The following is a 17172-nucleotide window of genomic DNA, read 5'->3' on the forward strand; positions in this document are numbered from 1 at the left end:
GAAGCCACTGCAAATGCAGTTTCCGGGACTGCACATACACACTTGCAAGTCGGCGCGTAACTGGACTCGCGTCTCCGCGGCGTGACGGCCGGCGGTCTATGGGCCTACGAGGCCGAGCTGCGGATCTTTCGGCGCGCCTGCGCGAACTTGCCGTGCAGAGTGCGCTCGGTGATCCCCATGATGCCGCTGTGATGTGCGATCAAGGCGGTCACGACGGCTTCCTGCGTCCTGAAGCACGAGTACGGAGTGCCTGCCGGCGACTGGCTCAGCATCAAGTCAAGCATGCCGCCGATGATGTGCTGGTAGGTGGATTCCGACCGATCGGTGATCGAACACTCGTCGCAGGCGGGTATCACTTCGCCCTGTTTCGACAGGACGTGATGCTGCTCCTGCAGCGTCTGGAGCTGGCGCCGGCAGTGTTCCAGTTCGGCCTTCAAGGCCTCCCGCTCGACCAGCATTGCCTGGCCGGTCTCCAAGGTGATGACAGGGTGAGCGATGCGCTCGCGGCGACTGAAGAGGAAGGCAGGACGTTCGTCAGGGTAGTGATCCCGCATCCAGCGCTTGAGATCCAGGTGCCTGATGGTGAGGTCGGGAGAATCCCAGAGTGCCTTGTCGTTCTGCGTGATGCCATTGCATCCGTACGGAAGCTCGCCATTGAAGATGGCATCGTGGATGCGCTCGGTGCATAGCCGTAGCTCAGCCCATCCAGGGCAGTCGAGCGTCATCGGCAAATGTGCTGGTGACGATATCAAGCGCAAGATATCTTTCTTGTATTGCAGCAGGCCTGCCCAGCGTATGGCCGCTTCGATCGGTCGATAGTAGACCTTGGATATAGGTGGACTGTCGTGCATGCATCCGGCTCCCTACAAGGAATATCTTCCAAAACTCCTCCAGACCAGGGCGTCCCAGGCGCTAACAACGCCGAGGGCGTCAAGGCCCGTGCGTTCGCGCGCACCGATCACCTCGCCCCCTGCCAGACCACCGCGAAGCGGTTCATGTGCAAAGATGGATATTGGGTCGGATCCGCTCTTGACTGCAGGACGATGCTGGGCCGAATCTCGCGACAGCGACGTCTAATCATGCCCTTCGCATAGACGTGAGGGTCACGGCTCTGTCGGAACCCGACAAGACCCGTTTTGCATGAGCTGTTGCACCCAGGGTCTATCTGCCTCCGCACCACGAGCGTTCCGATCGACACCATGCAGCACATTTCAGGCACGCTCGGCTTATCCGTGCGCGTGCTTAAACCTGCAGAGAATGCTGTCAGACTGAAATAGTCGCAGGCGCCACGTGGATCACGGTGCTTACAGCGCGTCCCAAAGTACGGGCGTGGCCCTGGTGGGATCGACGCCCAGGCGGACAAGCAGCTCTCGTTTCTCAGGCCATTCTTCGGGGAAACAACAGGCGACCTGCCACTGCGCGTCAGCCACGCGGCGCTGTTCGAGTAGGGCCCTGAAATAGGCCGCGTCGACATCCGACAACGAGTGCCCCAGCACGATCACCTGCTTGATGTCGGTCAGAGCGTCGAAAAAGCCCTGGTGTTGCGCGATGAGTTCGGCGGAGCGCTTGAACGTCGCCGAAAAGTAGCCGTCGATGATGTCGTTGGCCTCCATCAACCGCGTATCGATCTCCTCGATATCTGGACGATCGTTCAACGACGTGCGGGTCTGCGGATGCCACGCGTGCCCCAGCACAAGTTCGTCGTCATCCAGATCGGCGCAGCCGTGTATGAACAGAATCCGTTCGGGACGGACGCCGTACAGCGTGCCCAGCGTGCTGGTGTAATTGAAGCTGAAGAACACCGCGCCCGTATCCATTGTCGCAATCCGTTTCCGGGCTGTTGACGGGCTGGGGATTGGCAACTTTCGGATCCACTCGGCGAACCTTAGTCGCAAGCCGGCGGACAGGCGCTTAACGACGTTCTGCACCTCGTACTGGAAATCGTGATGCCCCGAGTCGCTCCAGTCCTCAGCGCCGTACGAACCCATGAAGTGCCCCAAGTTGTCGATCAGGGCATCCACGTCCATGTCGGCCAGTGCAAGCTCCAGATCGCTCCAGTCATCCTCTGTGGGGAGGTACTCCTCGACCTCACGGTAGACGTCGCGGTCGGTGGCTTGGACGTGCTGCTTGAACTGAGCCAAGCTTGAGGGAATGCCGTGCCACAGGTCAAAGCCGTTGCCGATCACATAGAGCGTGCGAGATTTCATGGACCCTTTCCTCCGATTCAGGCGCGCCGCCTCTGCAGAAAGGAGTGCGCTTTCAAGGTTATTTGAGATATGTTAACATTAGATAACTTTCATAACCTCCAAAGGAGAGCATCCATGAGCGTCGTTGCAGACCATCCGGGGGTCTCGACCTTGGTTGGCACCCCGAAGGAGGTACAGGCCCGTCTTGGGAAATCGCACGCTGACCGCGTGCTGGTGGTCGCGTTCGACCACATAAATCCGAACGTCTTCCAGGCCCTGGCGGAGAACTTCACCAACGTGGCTTCTTCCATGTTCGAGGTATTGCTGGAGCGCCATGACCGGGAGTCGCTGGAGCGCTTGGCCGAGGTTCTAGTGCCCCGGACGCCACCGTCTCCCCGTCTGCTCAAGGAAGCGGCCATGCTGGTGCGGTCGCGCAAGGCTGTGCTGGAGAGCGGTGACTGGTTGACCGCAGCCGACATCGCACAACTAGCAGGCCTGAGTACCCGCAATCCCAGCGCCCAGCCCAACAAATGGAAGAAACAGGGGTTGATCTTTGCCATCAACCATGGGGGCGTCGATTACTTCCCGGGCTATGGGCTGGACCGCGACGCCGGTTTCCGGCCGGTGAAGGCGCTCGCCAAGATCATCGAGACCTTCGCCGGACGCAAGGACAGCTGGGGCATGGCCTACTGGTTCCGCTCCGACAACAGCGTCCTGGGCGGCAAGCGGCCACAGGATCTGCTGGCATCAGCACCCGAGCGTGTGATGGACGCGGCAATGGACGAGGTTCAGGAGATCGCCCATGGCTAAGCGAAGCGCCAAGCCCGCGGGCAGCACGGACCCGTCGCCGCCCGCCGACGAGGCGTATTCCTGCACGCCAGCTCCTCCGGACAAGCTCCATGTCACGCTCACCTCGCTGGTAAAGGACGAGGTGCTGCATCGTGTGCATCAGAGCAAATATCAGGCTGACCAGTTCAACCCGGGCGTACAAGGCAATGCGCGTTTCAGCCCGATCCACAATGAATATGGAAAGCCGATCCCCACCCTGTACGGCGGAACGACGATGGCGTGCGCTTTGATGGAGACGGTCTTCCACGACGTTCCGCATACCGCCGGCTTCAAGAGTTTCGACAAGGGCAAGCTGGTTGAACAGGTGCATTCCACCATCCAGATCGAACAGGAGCTTCAACTCGTCGATCTGGCGAGCGTGCCCCTGCGCAAGCTGGGTGTGACGCGCAAGCAGCTCATCGACACCGAGAAGGATCAATATCCGACCACCCGCAAGTGGGCGGAGGCGATCCTCCGCCAATGCCCGCAGGCCCAAGGGCTGTCCTGGATCTCAAGGCAGGACGACTCGGCGCGCGCCTTCGTTCTTTTCGGTGATCGCATCCCCGACGGTGCCCTTCGACGGAAAGGCAACTCCCGCAACCTGCTGGACGATGGGGACGCTTACGATGCGGTGCTCGATCTGGCCGATCGAATCGGCGTCAACATCGTGCCGGGGAAAAACTGAATGGAGTGCTTCCAGATCGCCGAAAGCGGCAAGAGGGGCGGTCTCGGCAAGGCATGCGGGCCGCTGTGTTGATCGACTTCAGCACTAACAGGCTGATGCAAAAACACTCGACACCGCGCCACCCGGGGCCGTCCAATTGAATTTCATGCCGACTTCGTCTCAGGAATTGGATTTTCAATCCCTTTCGAATTGCCGAAAGGGTGTTTCTCGTGCCCTGCGCGGGCCATTTTGGCGCTCCGGTTCACGCCTTCACCTCCGAACCGCTCAACTTCGCGATTCGCAACAGGTTGTAGGCGGCCCCCGAAATAAATGCAGCCATCTGGGTTTTTTCCTGGCCGATAAATCGGGTCTTGCGCATTCCGCCAACCGTCTTCAACCAGCCAAAGATTTCCTCGACCCGTTTTCGCTTGCGCTGACTGATTTGGTAGCCCTCGGTTCTCGTCGTCCGTCCGTCGAGCCCCGGTGTCGTTCGGTTCGCGATCCGTGCAATGTGCGGGCGGACACGATGCTCACGAAGATGGCTGACGAACTCCTTGACGTGATAGCCCTTGTCGGCGCCCAAGGTCTTCGGATGAATACGCCGGCGCCGAGCACGGGTGAGCAGTTGGCGCGCAGCGCGATGTTCGGCCTGGGTGGATTCGGTGATCAGGATGTCGACGCACAGCCCGTTCCGATTCTCCATGAGCACGTGACCTCCATAGCTGAGCTTGGCGGGCTGTCCATTGCCCTTCCTCATGAGCCGGGATTCGGGGTCGGTGGTGCTCTGATGGGTGGCGTTCGAGCGCTTCTCGCCCTTGAAATCGACCATTCCGGTGCCATCGCCGCCGTCCTTGGGCGGCTCACCATCTTTGCGCTTGAAGCTTTTGAACGAGGCCCATGCGTCGATCAGCGTGCCGTCGACGGTGAAGTGATCGGACGAGAGCAATTTCTCGCGCCGGGCCAGGCTCACCACCTCGTCGAAGAAGCGCCGGGCGATGTCGGTCTGCACCAGGCGCTCGCGCAGTCGGCTGAAGTTCGACTGATCCAGGCTGGTACTCTCGAGATTCATGTCAAGAAACCAGCGAAAGAGGATGTTGTAATCGAGCTGCTCGCAGAACTGACGGTCAGAGCGAATGGAGTACAGCGCGATCAGCAATTGCCCCTTGAGCAAACGCTCCGGTGCAATCGACGGCCGACCGATGTTCGAGTAAAGCCCGTTCAGGTCTGCCGATATCGCACTGAGCGCGCGGTCGGCCAGTTTCTTCACCCGGCGCAGTGGATGGTCGGCCGGGACTCGCGACTCGGGCGAGAAATAGTGGAACGTCGAAGACTGGGGGTCGAGTTGGCCGCGCATCGTCGTAGCTCAATGGACTTGGGAATGTTTCTATGACAAAGACATCGTCGAATCGTTCACTGGCTTTTGCATCACCCTGCTAACCTCGATGGCTGTGGGTGGATGTCAGAAGTTCTCGGCAGACAGCACTACTTGCCGAGGGTGAGGGGGGCGGAACATAATACGGCCTTGTCCCGTTGGGCGAACACAAAGAAACTGTTTTTCGTCAATGGGTTGGGTGCGATATTCTGTTCCCATCGCCCGCTCCACTGCACACTTTCCACGGAGTTCCGTGGATGTCCAAGAAGCTTTTTAAGTCGTTGATAAAAGACGGCTTTTCAGCGCATCGATGTTCCAGGGACATCCACAGAAATCCACCTGAAGCCGCGATTTTTGTGTCCATTATTGTGTCCATTTTTGCGGGCGCGGCTGATTCCGGATTGTTGATGGAGGGGCGAGGTCGACGTGACCAGCATCTGGTTCCTGACTCATGTTCAGGAGCAAGAGCATGGCACTCTCAGACCTGGCCGTTCGACAGGCCAAGGCAACTGGCAAGGCATACACCCTCCCTGACTTGGATGGCCTCTCCCTGGCCGTCACGGCTGCAGGGGGCAGGACTTGGCACTTCCGCTACTACTGGGCGGGCAAGCAGAAGCGGATGTCGCTCGGCACCTACCCGGAGGTGACGCTTCGCGAGGCCCGCAGCCTGCGCGACGAAGCGCGCGCCCTGCTGGCCAAAGGCACCAATCCTCGCGTTCACCGCAAGCAGAAGCGCACCGCTGTCCGGCTCGCCGACGAAAACACCTTCGAGGCCGTGTATCGCAAGTGGCTCAAGCATCGCGGGCTCAGCCTCAAGGAAGGCCGGCAGACGACCCTCTCGATACTCCCGCGCATCTTCGACAAGGATGTGCTGCCCACCTTGGGCAAGCGGTCGATCTATGAGATCAAACGTCCCGACCTCTTGGAGGTGATCGCCAAGATCGAGAAGCGCAAGGCGCTCTCCGTTGCCGAGAAAGTCAGGACGTGGTTCAACCAACTGTTCCGCTACGCGCTGGTGATCGTGCCGGGCCTGGAGCAGAACCCCGCCTCCGATCTCGATGTGGTGGCGCTGCCGCTGCCCCCCGTCAACCACAACCCGTTCCTGCGCATGGCCGATCTGCCGAAGCTGTTGCAGCGTCTGCGCAAGTACCGTGGCCGGTTGCAGACCCACCTCGGTCTGCGGCTGTTGCTACTGACCGGTGTGCGAACCGGCGAGCTGCGCCTGGCGACGCCGGATCAGTTCGACCTTGATCGGGGCCTGTGGATCATCCCGCCGGATGTCGTGAAGCAACTCCAGGTGGACATGCGCAAGAAGCGCCAGTTGCCCAAGGACATTCCGCCCTACATCGTGCCGCTGTCGGTGCAGGCCACCGAGATCGTTCGCCACATGCTGGAGCAATTCAAACCGGCCCAGCACCACCTGTTCCGGCACGATAGCGAAATGAAGAAGCGCATGATGCGCATTCCGACGAACGTGACCGCCTGCACCGACGAACGTGACCGGTGGGGGCGCGCGCAAGCGTGGGGTTCAGATTCTAACCGCGTCGGTCACGATCACGGTCGATTGGGGGCAGTGCGCAGGCTTATCCACAGGCGACCGCCAGCGCGCCTCATACGCTGGCGGGCGGGCGCCTGTGGGTAAGGCGTCTCGCGCGCACGGCCTCATGCCTTTTCCTTTCTTCTCATCGACTCGCCCTTGAGGGCGAGCTTGTGCGCGGCGTGCACGACGCGATCGAGGATCGCATCGGCGAAGGTCGGGTCGCCCAGGTAGGTGTGCCAGTGCTCGATCGGCAGCTGGCTGGTGATCACGGTCGAACGCGTGCCGACGCGGTCGTCGAGCAGCTCCAGCAGGTCGCTTCGCTCCTGCGCCGACGGCGCGGCCAGGCCCCAATCGTCGATGACGATGAGATCCATGCGCGCGAGCTGCATCAGGCGTCGGCTGAAGCTGCCGTCGGCATGCGCGATGCGCAGCTCTTCGAAGAGCCGCGGCAGACGCACGTAGTAGGCCGCGAGGCCCTGCCGGCACGCCGCGTTGGCGAGCGCGCAGGCGAGCCACGTCTTGCCGCTGCCGGTGGGGCCCGTGATGAGGCAGTTCTGGTGGTGGCGAATCCACTGGCCGGTTCCGAGCGCGGCGATCTGACTGCGCTCGAGGCCGCGCCCGGCGCGGTAGTCGACGTCCTCCAGGCAGGCGGCAGCGGCTTTGATGCGGGCGGCCTTGAGCAGCCGATCGATGCGTTTGCCGTCGCGCAGCAGGATCTCGCGATCGATGAGCTGGGCGAAACGCTCCTCGAAGCTGAGCGCGGTGATGGCGGGCTGGGTGAGCTGCTCCTCGAAGGCGCGGGCCATGCCTTCCAGGCGCAGGGTGCGCAGTTGTTGCAGGCTGTGTTGCATCAGCATCGATGTTCTCCGGTGGGTGGAATCAGTGGTAGTAGCGCGCCCCGCGCAGGTTCTCGTGCACGGCGGGGAGCGCCAGTTCGGTTTGGCTAGCGGCAGTGGGAGTGGGGAGCGGTGCGCGGTCGAGCCCGCTCTTGAGGATCGAGGCGACACTGCGGTAACGCATTGCCCCGAGGGTGACGGCGCGGGTCGCCGCGGCTTCGAGGCGTTCGTTGCCGTATTGACGACCGAGGCGCATCAGCCCGAGGCATGCCCGGTAGCCCTGCTCGGGGTGCGGCATGCGTTCGAGTTGGTGGCTGACCACCTGCTCGGTGTGAGGTCCGACCGTGGCACCCCAGGCGATGAGTTTGCCCGGGGACCACTGGCGATGCGCCTGATGCGATGCGGGCATGTGCTCGGTGAGCGTGGTGAAGGCACCGTGCCGGTGGCTCCTCGCATGCACGGCCACGCGCCTGCCGCCGGCGAGGCATTCGATGCTGCTCGCGGTGATGCGCAGCTCCACCGCCTGGCCGGCGAGCGCATAGGGCACGCTGTAGTAATGCCCGTCGAACTCGACGTGGTAATCGATGTTGGGCTTGGCCCGCTTCCACTGGGCGAACTGGAAGGGCGTGGCCGGCAACGCGCGCAGCGCCGGGCGGTCGAGCGTCTCGAACGCTTCGTGGCGCGAGCCTGGCAGGCGCCGGAAGGCACGCGTGTTCAGCGGCTCGAGTAACGCGGCGATCGCCTCGTTCAACTCCCCCAGCGAGAAGAAACGCTGATGCCGCAACCGCGCCAGAATCCAGCGCTGCACGATCTGTACGCCGACTTCGACCTTGGACTTGTCCTGCGGCTTGTAGGGGCGCGCGGGCAGGATCGCCACGCCGTAGTGCGCGGCGAACTCGGCGGTGGTGCGCTGCAGTTGCGGCTCGTAGCGGTCGGCTTGGCCAACGAGCGAGCGCGTATTGTCGGGCACGACGAGCTCGGGCACGCCACCGATGAAGGCCAGCGCCCGGGCGAGCGAGCCCAGCCAATCCGCCTGCGACTGCGTCGCCGTGGCACAGGCGAAGGTGTAGCTCGAGGCCCCGAGGACCGCGACGAAGATCTGCGCGCGGGAAATCTCGCCCGTGTCGGCGTCAACAATCGGCACCGTGTCGCCGGCGTAGTCGATGAAGAGCTTCTCGCCGGCGCGGTGAACCTGGCGCATCGAGCGCTTCAGGTGCCGGGCGAACTCGCGGTACAGGTCGCAAAAGCGCGAGTACTGGTAGGCCGGCCCGGCGGCCGCCTGCACGTACTCCTCCCACAGCAGCGCGAGCGTGACGCTCTTCTTCTTCAGTCCCTGATGCACCGCCGCCAGGTCCGGCGGCACATAGCCCGCCGTCGCCCCGCGTGGGCGCATCGTCCCGCCGAGCCACCCGCGCAGCTGCGCCTCGTCGGCCGCCGACAACTCGGCCCACGCCCGTCCGCTCGCCTCGGCCGCCTTCACATACTTGGCGACCACCCCCTTCGAAATCGATAGCGCGCGGGCGATGCGCTCATGCGAGAGCGCGCAGTCGTACTTGAGCCGTAACAGCTCCCTGATCTTGTGCATGGCAATCCGCTCCGCCGGCATCCTCGGTCTCCGCGCAAAGCGCGCGAGGGTAGCCGGTCTGATAAACGACGTTGCCACGCCTGCTGCATACACCCGTTCCGATCTGATCGTGACCGGCGATTCCGACAACGTGACCGGTCATTCCGACGACCGCCCAAATCGGTCACGATCAAATCGGAATCCGCGGTCACCATCCCGGAAACACCGGTCACACCCTTCTCGGATTCAGCGGTCACGTTGGGTCGGAATCCGCAGCATGAGTGAGAACACGCTCAACAGTGCCCTCAAGCGCATGGGCTATCGCGACCTGCTGACCGGACATGGCATCCGGGCCACGATGTCCACCGCGCTCAACGAGATCGGCTACCCGAAGGTGTGGGTGGATGCGCAGCTCTCCCACGTCGATCCCAACAAGGTCAGCGCCACCTACAACCACGCCGAGTACGTGGAGCAGCGGCGGCGCATGATGCAGGACTGGGCCGATCGGCTCGACCTGTTTGAGCAGAACCTGGTTGAACTGGCGAGCATGCCGCTCACCGTGCATCTTGAAGGCGTGCCCGTCATTTTGGACAAGGAAGCCGCCAGCGCGCCGCTCAAGCCTGCAGCGGTGCCGCTGCTGATCGTGACGAAGCCCGGGGACGCAATGCCGCTGGTATCGGCCGCAAAGCATCGGTTGCCGGCGGTCACGTCGCCACGGTCGGTGATGAAGCAGCCGCTTTCCGACATTCAGCGCGAGCGGATGGAACTGGTCGATGTCTTCGAGGCACCGCACAACCTGCCGGTTGCCGAGTACGCGAAGATGGCGGGCAAGTCCCGCCGGTGGATTAGCTACGAGATCAAGGCGGGCAACCTGCTGGCACTGAACCTCGGCAACCGTGGCCAGCGCGTGCCGGATTGGCATCTCGATCCGGTCAAGCATGCCCTGATTCAGGCCGTCCTCAAGCTGAGCCGGGGCTCAGACCCCTGGCAGATCTACCACGCGCTCCTGCAGCCCCGCGCAATGCTGCGCGGCCGCTCGGCCCTGGAAAGCGCCACCGCCACCAACCTCGACAAGCTCATCATGGCGGTGAGCACGACCGTGAAGGAGAGCGAGTGGTCCCCGCAGCAGTTGAGGCTCACATAACGGCAGGCGCTGACTGGGACAGCTGCATGGCGTCAGAACGCCGGCCAAGCGTCGGCTGCGAAACGATGCCAAGGACGAGTCTCGCGTGGGGCTCGGCCTCGCCTCTCTCGGCACAATGCCTAGCAAACCAGGGATTAAGCACGACTTTGCCAAGCACGAGTGGCGCCGGAGGCGTCAGGACACGGATCGGGCGCGGCGCGCAAACCTCGCTTGGGGCTCGGTCAACGACGCATGGGGACGCAGCAGGTAGGCCATCACGACGGTTGGTGCGCCTGCCAGCGGCCGCACAGCGATGCCTCGGCGCTGGTAGCCGGTCAGCCTCACGGCCGGCGCGACGGCGATGCCATATCCCGCAGAGACGAGCGTCATCGCCATGTCGAAGGTGCTGACCGTCTGCTCGCGATCCTGAAGCGCATCCTCGAATAGACGTTGTGCCACCGCGCGCCATGGCTCGTCGGCCGTTGACTGTGCGCAGATCAAGGGCTGTTTGAGCACTTCGCAGCAAGGCACTTCGTGGTAAGCCAGCAAGTGCGAGCGCTTGGCCACTGCGACCGCCAGCGTGTCATGCCACAGCGCCTCGCATACCCAGCCCGGCCACTGCCAAGCAGCCGTGGACAAGGCGAAGTCGAAGCCTTCGCCTGGCTGCTGTGTGGCCTGGTCATCGGCCGTACAGCCGACGAGAGCTGCGGGGATCTCCGGCTCTTCGGCGCGCTGCAGTGCGAGCACATCAGCAAGCTGGGGCGGCACCCATTCGCCAAGGACGGCCACTCGAATTTCGGTGGAGGCATCGCTCGATTTCACGTCCAGCTCCCTCCAGGCAGTGGATTCGCGGCGACTGGGGCGCCGCTGGATTGAGTTAAGTTTAACGTGGTTTAGATCGTGGCTGTATTCGACGCTTTTGACAATGCAAAAGCGATCGATTCAACGAGGCCGGCCTACCGGCACCACCACCTACGAAGCGGAACCCGCCATCGCGTTTGGGGCGGCCGTGCGCGAAGAAAGAATGAACCAGGCCATCTCCCAAGAGGCGCTGGCCCATCTGGCCGGGATCGAGCGCTCGCACATGGGCAAGATCGAGCGTGGCGAACACGTTCCCACGCTCCCCCTGATCCTCAAGATCGCCCGTGCGCTGAAATGCAGTTCTGCCCATCTGATGGCACTCACCGAGGACAAGCTGGCATCGCCCAATTCCTCGGACTGAAGCCGACCTGTATTGCGGCGGCTGGTCTATTCCTGGTCGTCGTTCCTGCCCCCCAAGGCTGAATTTTCGCGCTTTGCGGTTTCGTCGGCGAGACGCAGGTGCGGATTGTTCGGAGGCACCTCCTGGAACAGCGTCTGGGGATCGGTCAACAGGTAGCCGTGCAGCCGCCGAGACTTGCGCGGCCCTGTGACTTCACAGGTCCAGATGTTCAGCCCGCTGGCCTGCTTGCGGTGCAGGCCCAGCTTTTCGAAACGCTTCTGCACCCACTGCCATCCCTCCAGCTTTTCCGGCTTGGCCAGCGCGGCGACCAGCAGGTGTTCCTGCGCATAGCGCTGAAAGACACCAGGGCTGACGAGGTAGGTCGTTCCATCGACGGTGTGCACCAGCGCCTTGGCATCGTTGATGATGAGTTTGCGCGTCTGGATGCCCTGACGCAGCCAGGCCATGAAGTGGGTGCCGGAAGGTTCGGCGCGCTCTTGGGCCGCTGTGTGGATCGCCGTGGCCGACAGCGCGGTTGCCGGCATCGATACGGGGTCAGCCTCGACGCCAACATCTGTGCCGACCTCGGGCTCGGATGCGATCGGTAGCGTCGATGGTGTGGGCGTGACGTCCAGCAGATCGAGCAGCGCCGCCACGTCGTTGTCCGCGGTCATCGGTGCGGCCGGCATGACCGCTGGAGCCGCTGCCGCGTGTTCCACGCGATGGGCTTCAGGCTCAACGGGCGTCTGCGGCACCGTCTCTTCCTGTTCCTCCTGATCGACCAACACACGGCCTGCGAAGGAAGCCGGCCGGTCGGCGTGTTCCCAGATCGCCGCGGGCGACAGCTTCAGGAAGGTGAAGCTGTGCGACCAGCCGGCGTCGCTCGTGACGGTGGCCTTCCAGATCGCCTTGCCGTCCGGCGTGGCCAGAACGATGCCATGGTCCTGCAGCACGTTGAACACCGCCGTGTTGTTCGACGGAATGCCGTCGATGCCCTGCGACAGCAGGTGTGCGCGCAGCTTGTCCGAGACGGTCTTGCTCACCAGCCAGAGTGCGTCCTGGGTCAGCCATCCATCCGAGGCCTGGGGCTGGTTCAGCTTGAATTCCTCCTTGAGCAGAAAGCGCAGGCCGTCCAGCAGCTTACGCTGCAGCGCGTGCCTAGGCGCAGCCAGTGCCTTGCCGGGATCGCCGCCGAGTTCCTGGGCAACCGAGGCCCGGTCGGCCTGCACCACCAGTTCGCCGAGCGTGCCGGCATGCTCGTACTGGCCGGCCAGTACGTAGAGCAAGGCGGCCCACACGTCGGGGTAGCCGCTCAGCCAGTCGAAGATGCCCGGATCGAGCAGGCGAGCATACAGCAGCCCGGCGGCGGCGCTGTGCAGCCGGTACTCGCAGTCCGTTCGGTAGCGGAAACGGTACGGCCGCCGCAGCGGGCCGTGCCAGGGGTGCCAGACCGTGCCGTCTACGTACTCGACATGCAGGTCCACGGCGATCTTGCCGATGTCGTGCAGCAGGGCCGCATAGGCGGTGCCGGCGGTCCAGGCTTCGGCCTGAGCGGCTTGGGCTTCCGGCGTGGCGCCGGCAGGCAGCAGGTGCGACTGCCGCAGCTTGAGCGCGTAGGCGACGATCTCCAGGCCGTGGTCCAGCATGCCACCTGGATAGGCATGGTGATGGCTTTCGGAAGCTGGGAACTGCTGGACCAGCTCGACGTAGCGTTCCAGCGGTGCGAGATACAGCGTGGCGAACTGCCGGCGCGACAGCGAGGTGCGCTGCCAGATGTGCTCCAGCAGCTTCTGCCGACGCGGCGTCGCCAGCAGCGATGCGGCCGAAGCCGGCCGCATCAGCCCTTTGGGTGGCTCGGTGAGTGTGGGCGGCGCGCCGGTGGCGGGTGGCACCCGTTTGCGTTGGAACAGTGAGATCATGGCGAACCCCGGATGACGGGGCCGGTCGGGGGAGCCTTTTGGCCTTTTCGGGTAGGGCCTTTCCCCTTGGCCCCGTTCCCTTGCCCCTTGCCGGCCCTTTGGCCTTTATGGAGGCCTTTGGGTATAGGGACGTTGCTTCATGGGGGCCACGATCAATGCGGCATGGGGCAATCCCGGCAAGCTGGGAGCGTCGTCACGTCTGGCCCAGGCCGGCATCAAGGGCACCGGCGTGGGCTGTGAAGCAAGTCTCATGGGATGGAGGGCACAAGGGGCGTGCCAGCTGCAGGATGAGCTTCAGTTCGAGTTCCAGTCCTTGGCGGTACGACCTTCTGCTGCACTGTCTTCGTGATTCTGGACAGCGCCTCGCAGAATTTTCATTGCGGCCAGCACGGGCCTGGGTTTTCAGTTCGTCAGAACGCCGTAGCGTTTGAACAGTGCCTCGAAGAAGGCCTTGACGTCAGCCTTCGCCGTTGGCACCTGCAGTTCCGCTGCCCCGAAGCGAAAGACTTCATAGCCGGCGAGTTTGAGTTCGCGGTCGGCTTTGACCATCTGCGAATAGCGCTGCACGTCGGCGCTGCCAGTGGAGTCTGCATAGTGATGCTTGCCGTCGACCTCGATGACGACCCGAACGCCTTGCGGTAGCAGGAGCAGGAAGTCCATGCGAAACCGCAGAAGCGCATCCGGCCCTCGCGCCTTGACCGTGCGTGGGTCCCAGTGCAGCCAGACCTCGGGCAGCAGTGCCGGCAGGTTCGGCACCGCACTGCGAAACCCCTCGAAGAAGGCATCGAATAGCAGGGTTTGCGGCGGGGAGTTGCGTGGCAGGCTGGCCTTGAGACGCGCGTACAGCGAGCGCTTGGCCTGCGTGGCATCGGAGATCTGCTCGGCTTCCGCCCACCACTGCTGCAGATCGTTCCAGCGCAGCCCGACGTTGCCGATGGGCCGGTCATAGACGAGCACCTTGTCCGCATTGGTGACGATCTCGACGTCGTTGTCCAGCGCGTCGCGAAAGCGCAGGTCGGGCTTGTCGGGCGAGGCGAAAATGAGATTCTTCGGCCGGCCCTTGGTCGCCGCGTGCAGTGAGACCAAGGAGAAGATCGGGTAGCCGCCTTCCGAGTCGGTCTCGCGTAGCTCGGCGCCGCAACTGCGCAGCGGCTCGTTGACGCAGGCCACGAAGTGGCGTTGCGCGGCCTCGTCGGGGCGCACATCGGCCGAAGCCAGCCCCTCAAGAAACAGCGCGAAGCGCCGGTCGGATGCGTCATACGCTCCCAACTGGTCGAACAGCACTTCGGCTGGCCAGTCCTCCGGGTTGCGATGGACATGCTGCTGGATTTCAGCGCGCAATCCCGTGGGCTTCCCGCCAAGCAGGCACATCCAGTCACCGGCATCCAGAATCCACAGGCGCTCCAGCAACTCGTCGAACCTGCGGGCATCTCCGTACAGTTCTTCGCTGTTGAGCCTGCGCGCGACTTCGCGCCGGTACCGCTTCGGGATGGGCGGACACGGACTGTCGCTCCAGAGGATGTCCTGAATCTGATTGCGCGTGGTGGCGCTGGGTGGGTGGCGAATCAGCAGTTTCCGAGCAACCGACGGCAGGTCCGCGTCCGCGAGCGCGTTGAAGCTGGCCGTCATGCGTTCGCGTTTGGAGCCATCGGCGGCAGGCACAGGTAGGCCCAGCTCCTCGCAAAGCACCGGCAACATGGTGTGCGTACCGGCATCCTTCAGCCCGGTCACCAGGGGCTCCAACAGGTTGCGAAGTCGCGCGTAGTCCATGGTCTGAAGCGTGACTCAACCTCGCAGCGCCATGGCGCGCAGCAGCGCGTCGATTTGCCCGAATGCGTCCTGCTGCCACTGTTCGGGCGTGCGATCGCCCAGCGCATGCGTGTCTTCGACGAAGCGCCGCACACAGGTGGGCCCATGACCCTCGAAGGTGTCGAACTTGTCGGCGATGTGCCGGAAGCCACGCTCGCCGCTGGGATGCCCCAGCAGTGGCCGACATTCCTGGGCCAGCACATCGATGCCGCCGGGGTAGTTCCGCACGCAGTAGTAGATGTCGTAGGCGTCCTTCTGCTTGTAGCGGCCCGCCAGTGCATGGCCTTTCATCGCCAGCAGAGCAGGTATCGAGCACACCGCGATTTCCACGCGGTTGGTTCCGCCTTCCGGCATCGGCCCCGCCACAGCGACCAGTTGGTAGAACCGCATCGCCAGGTCGGCGCCATCGGCCCGCTGCACCGCGAAGTCATTGATCAACGGCGGATCGTTCTTCACGATCTCCGCGTCGCGCGGCATCAAGAAATCGACCACGACGTCGATCGCTTCCCCACCATCTCGCGCGGTAACCTGGCGAACCAGTTGGAAGCGCCGAAGCCCCTCACGCTGGGCGTAGCCATGGCCTTGAAGCGCGCCGATCAAGGTCGCGTACTCGCCGTCGCCGAGTGCTTCCGCGTCCAGGCCGACGTCCACATCGAGCGTGCCGACGTGCGGCATGTCCTCGTTGGCCAGCAGCAGCCAAGGAACCGCGCCGCCGATGATGGCGAACTTGCCCTTGAAGCTGCCAAGTATCTGGCCGATCTCGATCAGCACCGACTTTACGGCCGCCGTCGTCCGGTCGTCGTATTCGGCGGCCGACTGTGGTTCGTGGGGTGTCATTTTGGCCATGTGAGCCTTTCTAGGGAATTGTTCGCAAATAACCTGAACAATTATTGGGCTCTGGGGCTGATTCGATAATTCCATTCGCCATGGAAAGGATCGCGTTCGATATTGATAGCGGCGAATGCGTCGTCAGGGACCTTGACTCCCTTGGGATAGATGTTGGTGTCGAGTTGCGCGCGCACTGCCAAACCGGAACGAGTCGTTGTGGAGCCGATCAGATTGACGATGACCTCATGGCTGATCAACGGGCGACCGCGCCAGTTCATGCTGATGAACGAGAATAACCGGTGTTCGATCTTGTTCCACTTGCTGGTGCCCGGCGGGAAATGGCAAACCCGAACCGGGAATCCAAGATCGTTGGCCAGCGTCTGCAATTCCTGCTTCCACAGACGCACTCGAGAGCCGTTGCTCCCACCGCCGTCTGCCGTGATCGTCAATTCGCGGGCTCCGGGGTATAGGGCTTGGCCCATGGCGAACCACCAGCGGCGGATCGACTCCACTGCAAAGGCCGCGGTGTCATGATCGGTCCCTACACTGACCCACCCCTGGTCTGCGCCAACGTCATAGACGCCGTATGGGTTGGCACGTCCCAAATCGGGATCAATGAAGTCATGCACCTTGACTTCGACCGGCCGGCCGGCCTTCTCCCATTCCCGACCGGCATTTTTGTAGGCGCCGACCAGCTCCTTCTTTTTGGTGTCCACCGAGATGACCGGCTCGCCCGCTTCGAGCGCAGTTCCGACGCGGGCATTGATCTGGATAAACTGAGCATCGCGATCCGGATGATCGCCCCCTTCAAGCGTCTTGGCATTGGCCTGCAGGCTGTAGCCTTGCGCCTTGAGCAGTTCCCCCACGACGACATGGCTCACTTGATGCCCCTGGCTACGCAGTTCGTCGGCCAATTTCCGCAAACTCTTGCAGGTCCAGCGCAGCGGCGACTCAGGGTCACCCCGTGTCACCGGGTCAATCAGCATTTCAAGGTCGGACAGCAGGGTGGGATCGGTCTGCGCAAGCTTCTTGCGCCCCCCGCCCAAACGACGCACTCGCCCTGGCGGCAAAGGGGCGGACTCCGCAACCGCGTCAGATTCCAGCTCACCCAGGCCAGCCGTGATCGTTACGCGCGATACCCCCGTCGCCCTCGATACGGCCGAAATGCCGCCTCGGCCAAACACCTTCGCCTCCGTCGCTACAAACAGCCGACGCTGTCGCTCATCCAGCCGGCTCGACAAAAGCTGGTAACGCTGCTCAATCTCATCATCGGTAGATGCCATTTGCGCAGCATAACGGCGT

Annotated in this window: 15 protein-coding genes; 5 read left to right on the forward strand and 10 right to left on the reverse strand. The window is 63.1% G+C overall.

Annotated features, from left to right (window positions below; genetic code table 11):
* Positions 1 to 104: 104 nt before the first annotated feature.
* Both EBN1_RS07015 and EBN1_RS07020 read right to left on the reverse strand, forming a co-directional pair.
* Complete coding sequence (locus EBN1_RS07015) at positions 105 to 851, reverse strand: hypothetical protein (RefSeq protein ID WP_011237238.1); 747 nt, start codon at positions 849 to 851, stop codon at positions 105 to 107.
* A gap of 453 nt (positions 852 to 1304) precedes the next feature.
* Positions 1305 to 2207, reverse strand: coding sequence for a bacteriophage abortive infection AbiH family protein (locus tag EBN1_RS07020; RefSeq protein ID WP_011237240.1), 903 nt, complete (start codon positions 2205 to 2207; stop codon positions 1305 to 1307).
* A gap of 114 nt (positions 2208 to 2321) precedes the next feature.
* Between EBN1_RS07020 and EBN1_RS07025 the strand changes: the two genes are divergently transcribed.
* Both EBN1_RS07025 and EBN1_RS07030 read left to right on the forward strand, forming a co-directional pair.
* Positions 2322 to 2996, forward strand: a complete 675-nt coding sequence (locus tag EBN1_RS07025) for a hypothetical protein (RefSeq protein WP_011237241.1) — start codon at positions 2322 to 2324, stop codon at positions 2994 to 2996.
* Positions 2989 to 3699: an RES family NAD+ phosphorylase gene (locus EBN1_RS07030; RefSeq protein WP_011237242.1), complete on the forward strand. Its 711-nt coding sequence runs from the start codon at positions 2989 to 2991 to the stop codon at positions 3697 to 3699. The genes EBN1_RS07025 and EBN1_RS07030 overlap by 8 nt, the downstream gene beginning before the upstream one ends.
* A gap of 241 nt (positions 3700 to 3940) precedes the next feature.
* Here EBN1_RS07030 and EBN1_RS07035 read toward each other — a convergent pair whose 3' ends face one another.
* Entirely contained in the window at positions 3941 to 5032 is a 1092-nt protein-coding gene (locus EBN1_RS07035; protein ID WP_011237243.1) for an IS5-like element ISAzo31 family transposase, read from the reverse strand.
* Between the two features lie 487 nt (positions 5033 to 5519).
* Between EBN1_RS07035 and EBN1_RS07040 the strand changes: the two genes are divergently transcribed.
* Entirely contained in the window at positions 5520 to 6692 is a 1173-nt protein-coding gene (locus tag EBN1_RS07040; protein ID WP_011237244.1) for a tyrosine-type recombinase/integrase, read from the forward strand.
* 20 nt (positions 6693 to 6712) lie between these two features.
* Here EBN1_RS07040 and istB read toward each other — a convergent pair whose 3' ends face one another.
* Positions 6713 to 7447, reverse strand: coding sequence for an IS21-like element ISAzo4 family helper ATPase IstB (istB, locus tag EBN1_RS07045; RefSeq protein WP_011236010.1), 735 nt, complete (start codon positions 7445 to 7447; stop codon positions 6713 to 6715).
* A gap of 22 nt (positions 7448 to 7469) precedes the next feature.
* A complete protein-coding gene (istA, locus tag EBN1_RS07050) occupies positions 7470 to 9032 on the reverse strand; it encodes an IS21 family transposase (RefSeq protein ID WP_011237019.1) in 1563 nt (520 codons plus the stop codon).
* Positions 9033 to 9267: 235 nt separating this feature from the next.
* Between istA and EBN1_RS07055 the strand changes: the two genes are divergently transcribed.
* Complete coding sequence (locus tag EBN1_RS07055) at positions 9268 to 10134, forward strand: tyrosine-type recombinase/integrase (RefSeq protein WP_479682066.1); 867 nt, start codon at positions 9268 to 9270, stop codon at positions 10132 to 10134.
* 174 nt (positions 10135 to 10308) lie between these two features.
* Here the strand turns inward: EBN1_RS07055 and EBN1_RS07060 are convergent, their stop codons facing one another.
* Positions 10309 to 10935: a substrate-binding domain-containing protein gene (locus EBN1_RS07060; RefSeq protein ID WP_011237246.1), complete on the reverse strand. Its 627-nt coding sequence runs from the start codon at positions 10933 to 10935 to the stop codon at positions 10309 to 10311.
* Between the two features lie 103 nt (positions 10936 to 11038).
* Here EBN1_RS07060 and EBN1_RS07065 point away from each other — a divergent pair, with 103 nt between their 5' ends.
* Positions 11039 to 11335 (forward strand): helix-turn-helix domain-containing protein, encoded by a 297-nt coding sequence (locus EBN1_RS07065; RefSeq protein WP_026295731.1) that lies wholly within the window; start codon positions 11039 to 11041, stop codon positions 11333 to 11335.
* 26 nt (positions 11336 to 11361) lie between these two features.
* Here EBN1_RS07065 and mobH read toward each other — a convergent pair whose 3' ends face one another.
* From mobH to EBN1_RS07085, 4 genes are all read right to left on the reverse strand, one after another.
* Positions 11362 to 13233, reverse strand: a complete 1872-nt coding sequence (mobH, locus tag EBN1_RS07070) for a MobH family relaxase (protein ID WP_011237248.1) — start codon at positions 13231 to 13233, stop codon at positions 11362 to 11364.
* 402 nt (positions 13234 to 13635) lie between these two features.
* Entirely contained in the window at positions 13636 to 14964 is a 1329-nt protein-coding gene (locus EBN1_RS07075) for an AbiJ-related protein (protein WP_241762822.1), read from the reverse strand.
* Positions 14965 to 15018: 54 nt separating this feature from the next.
* Positions 15019 to 15888: a hypothetical protein gene (locus tag EBN1_RS07080; protein ID WP_011237250.1), complete on the reverse strand. Its 870-nt coding sequence runs from the start codon at positions 15886 to 15888 to the stop codon at positions 15019 to 15021.
* 41 nt (positions 15889 to 15929) lie between these two features.
* Positions 15930 to 17153 (reverse strand): ISAzo13-like element ISAzo13 family transposase, encoded by a 1224-nt coding sequence (locus EBN1_RS07085; RefSeq protein ID WP_011237251.1) that lies wholly within the window; start codon positions 17151 to 17153, stop codon positions 15930 to 15932.
* Positions 17154 to 17172 lie beyond the last annotated feature (19 nt).

Source organism: Aromatoleum aromaticum EbN1 (assembly GCF_000025965.1).
Lineage (GTDB): Bacteria > Pseudomonadota > Gammaproteobacteria > Burkholderiales > Rhodocyclaceae > Aromatoleum > Aromatoleum aromaticum.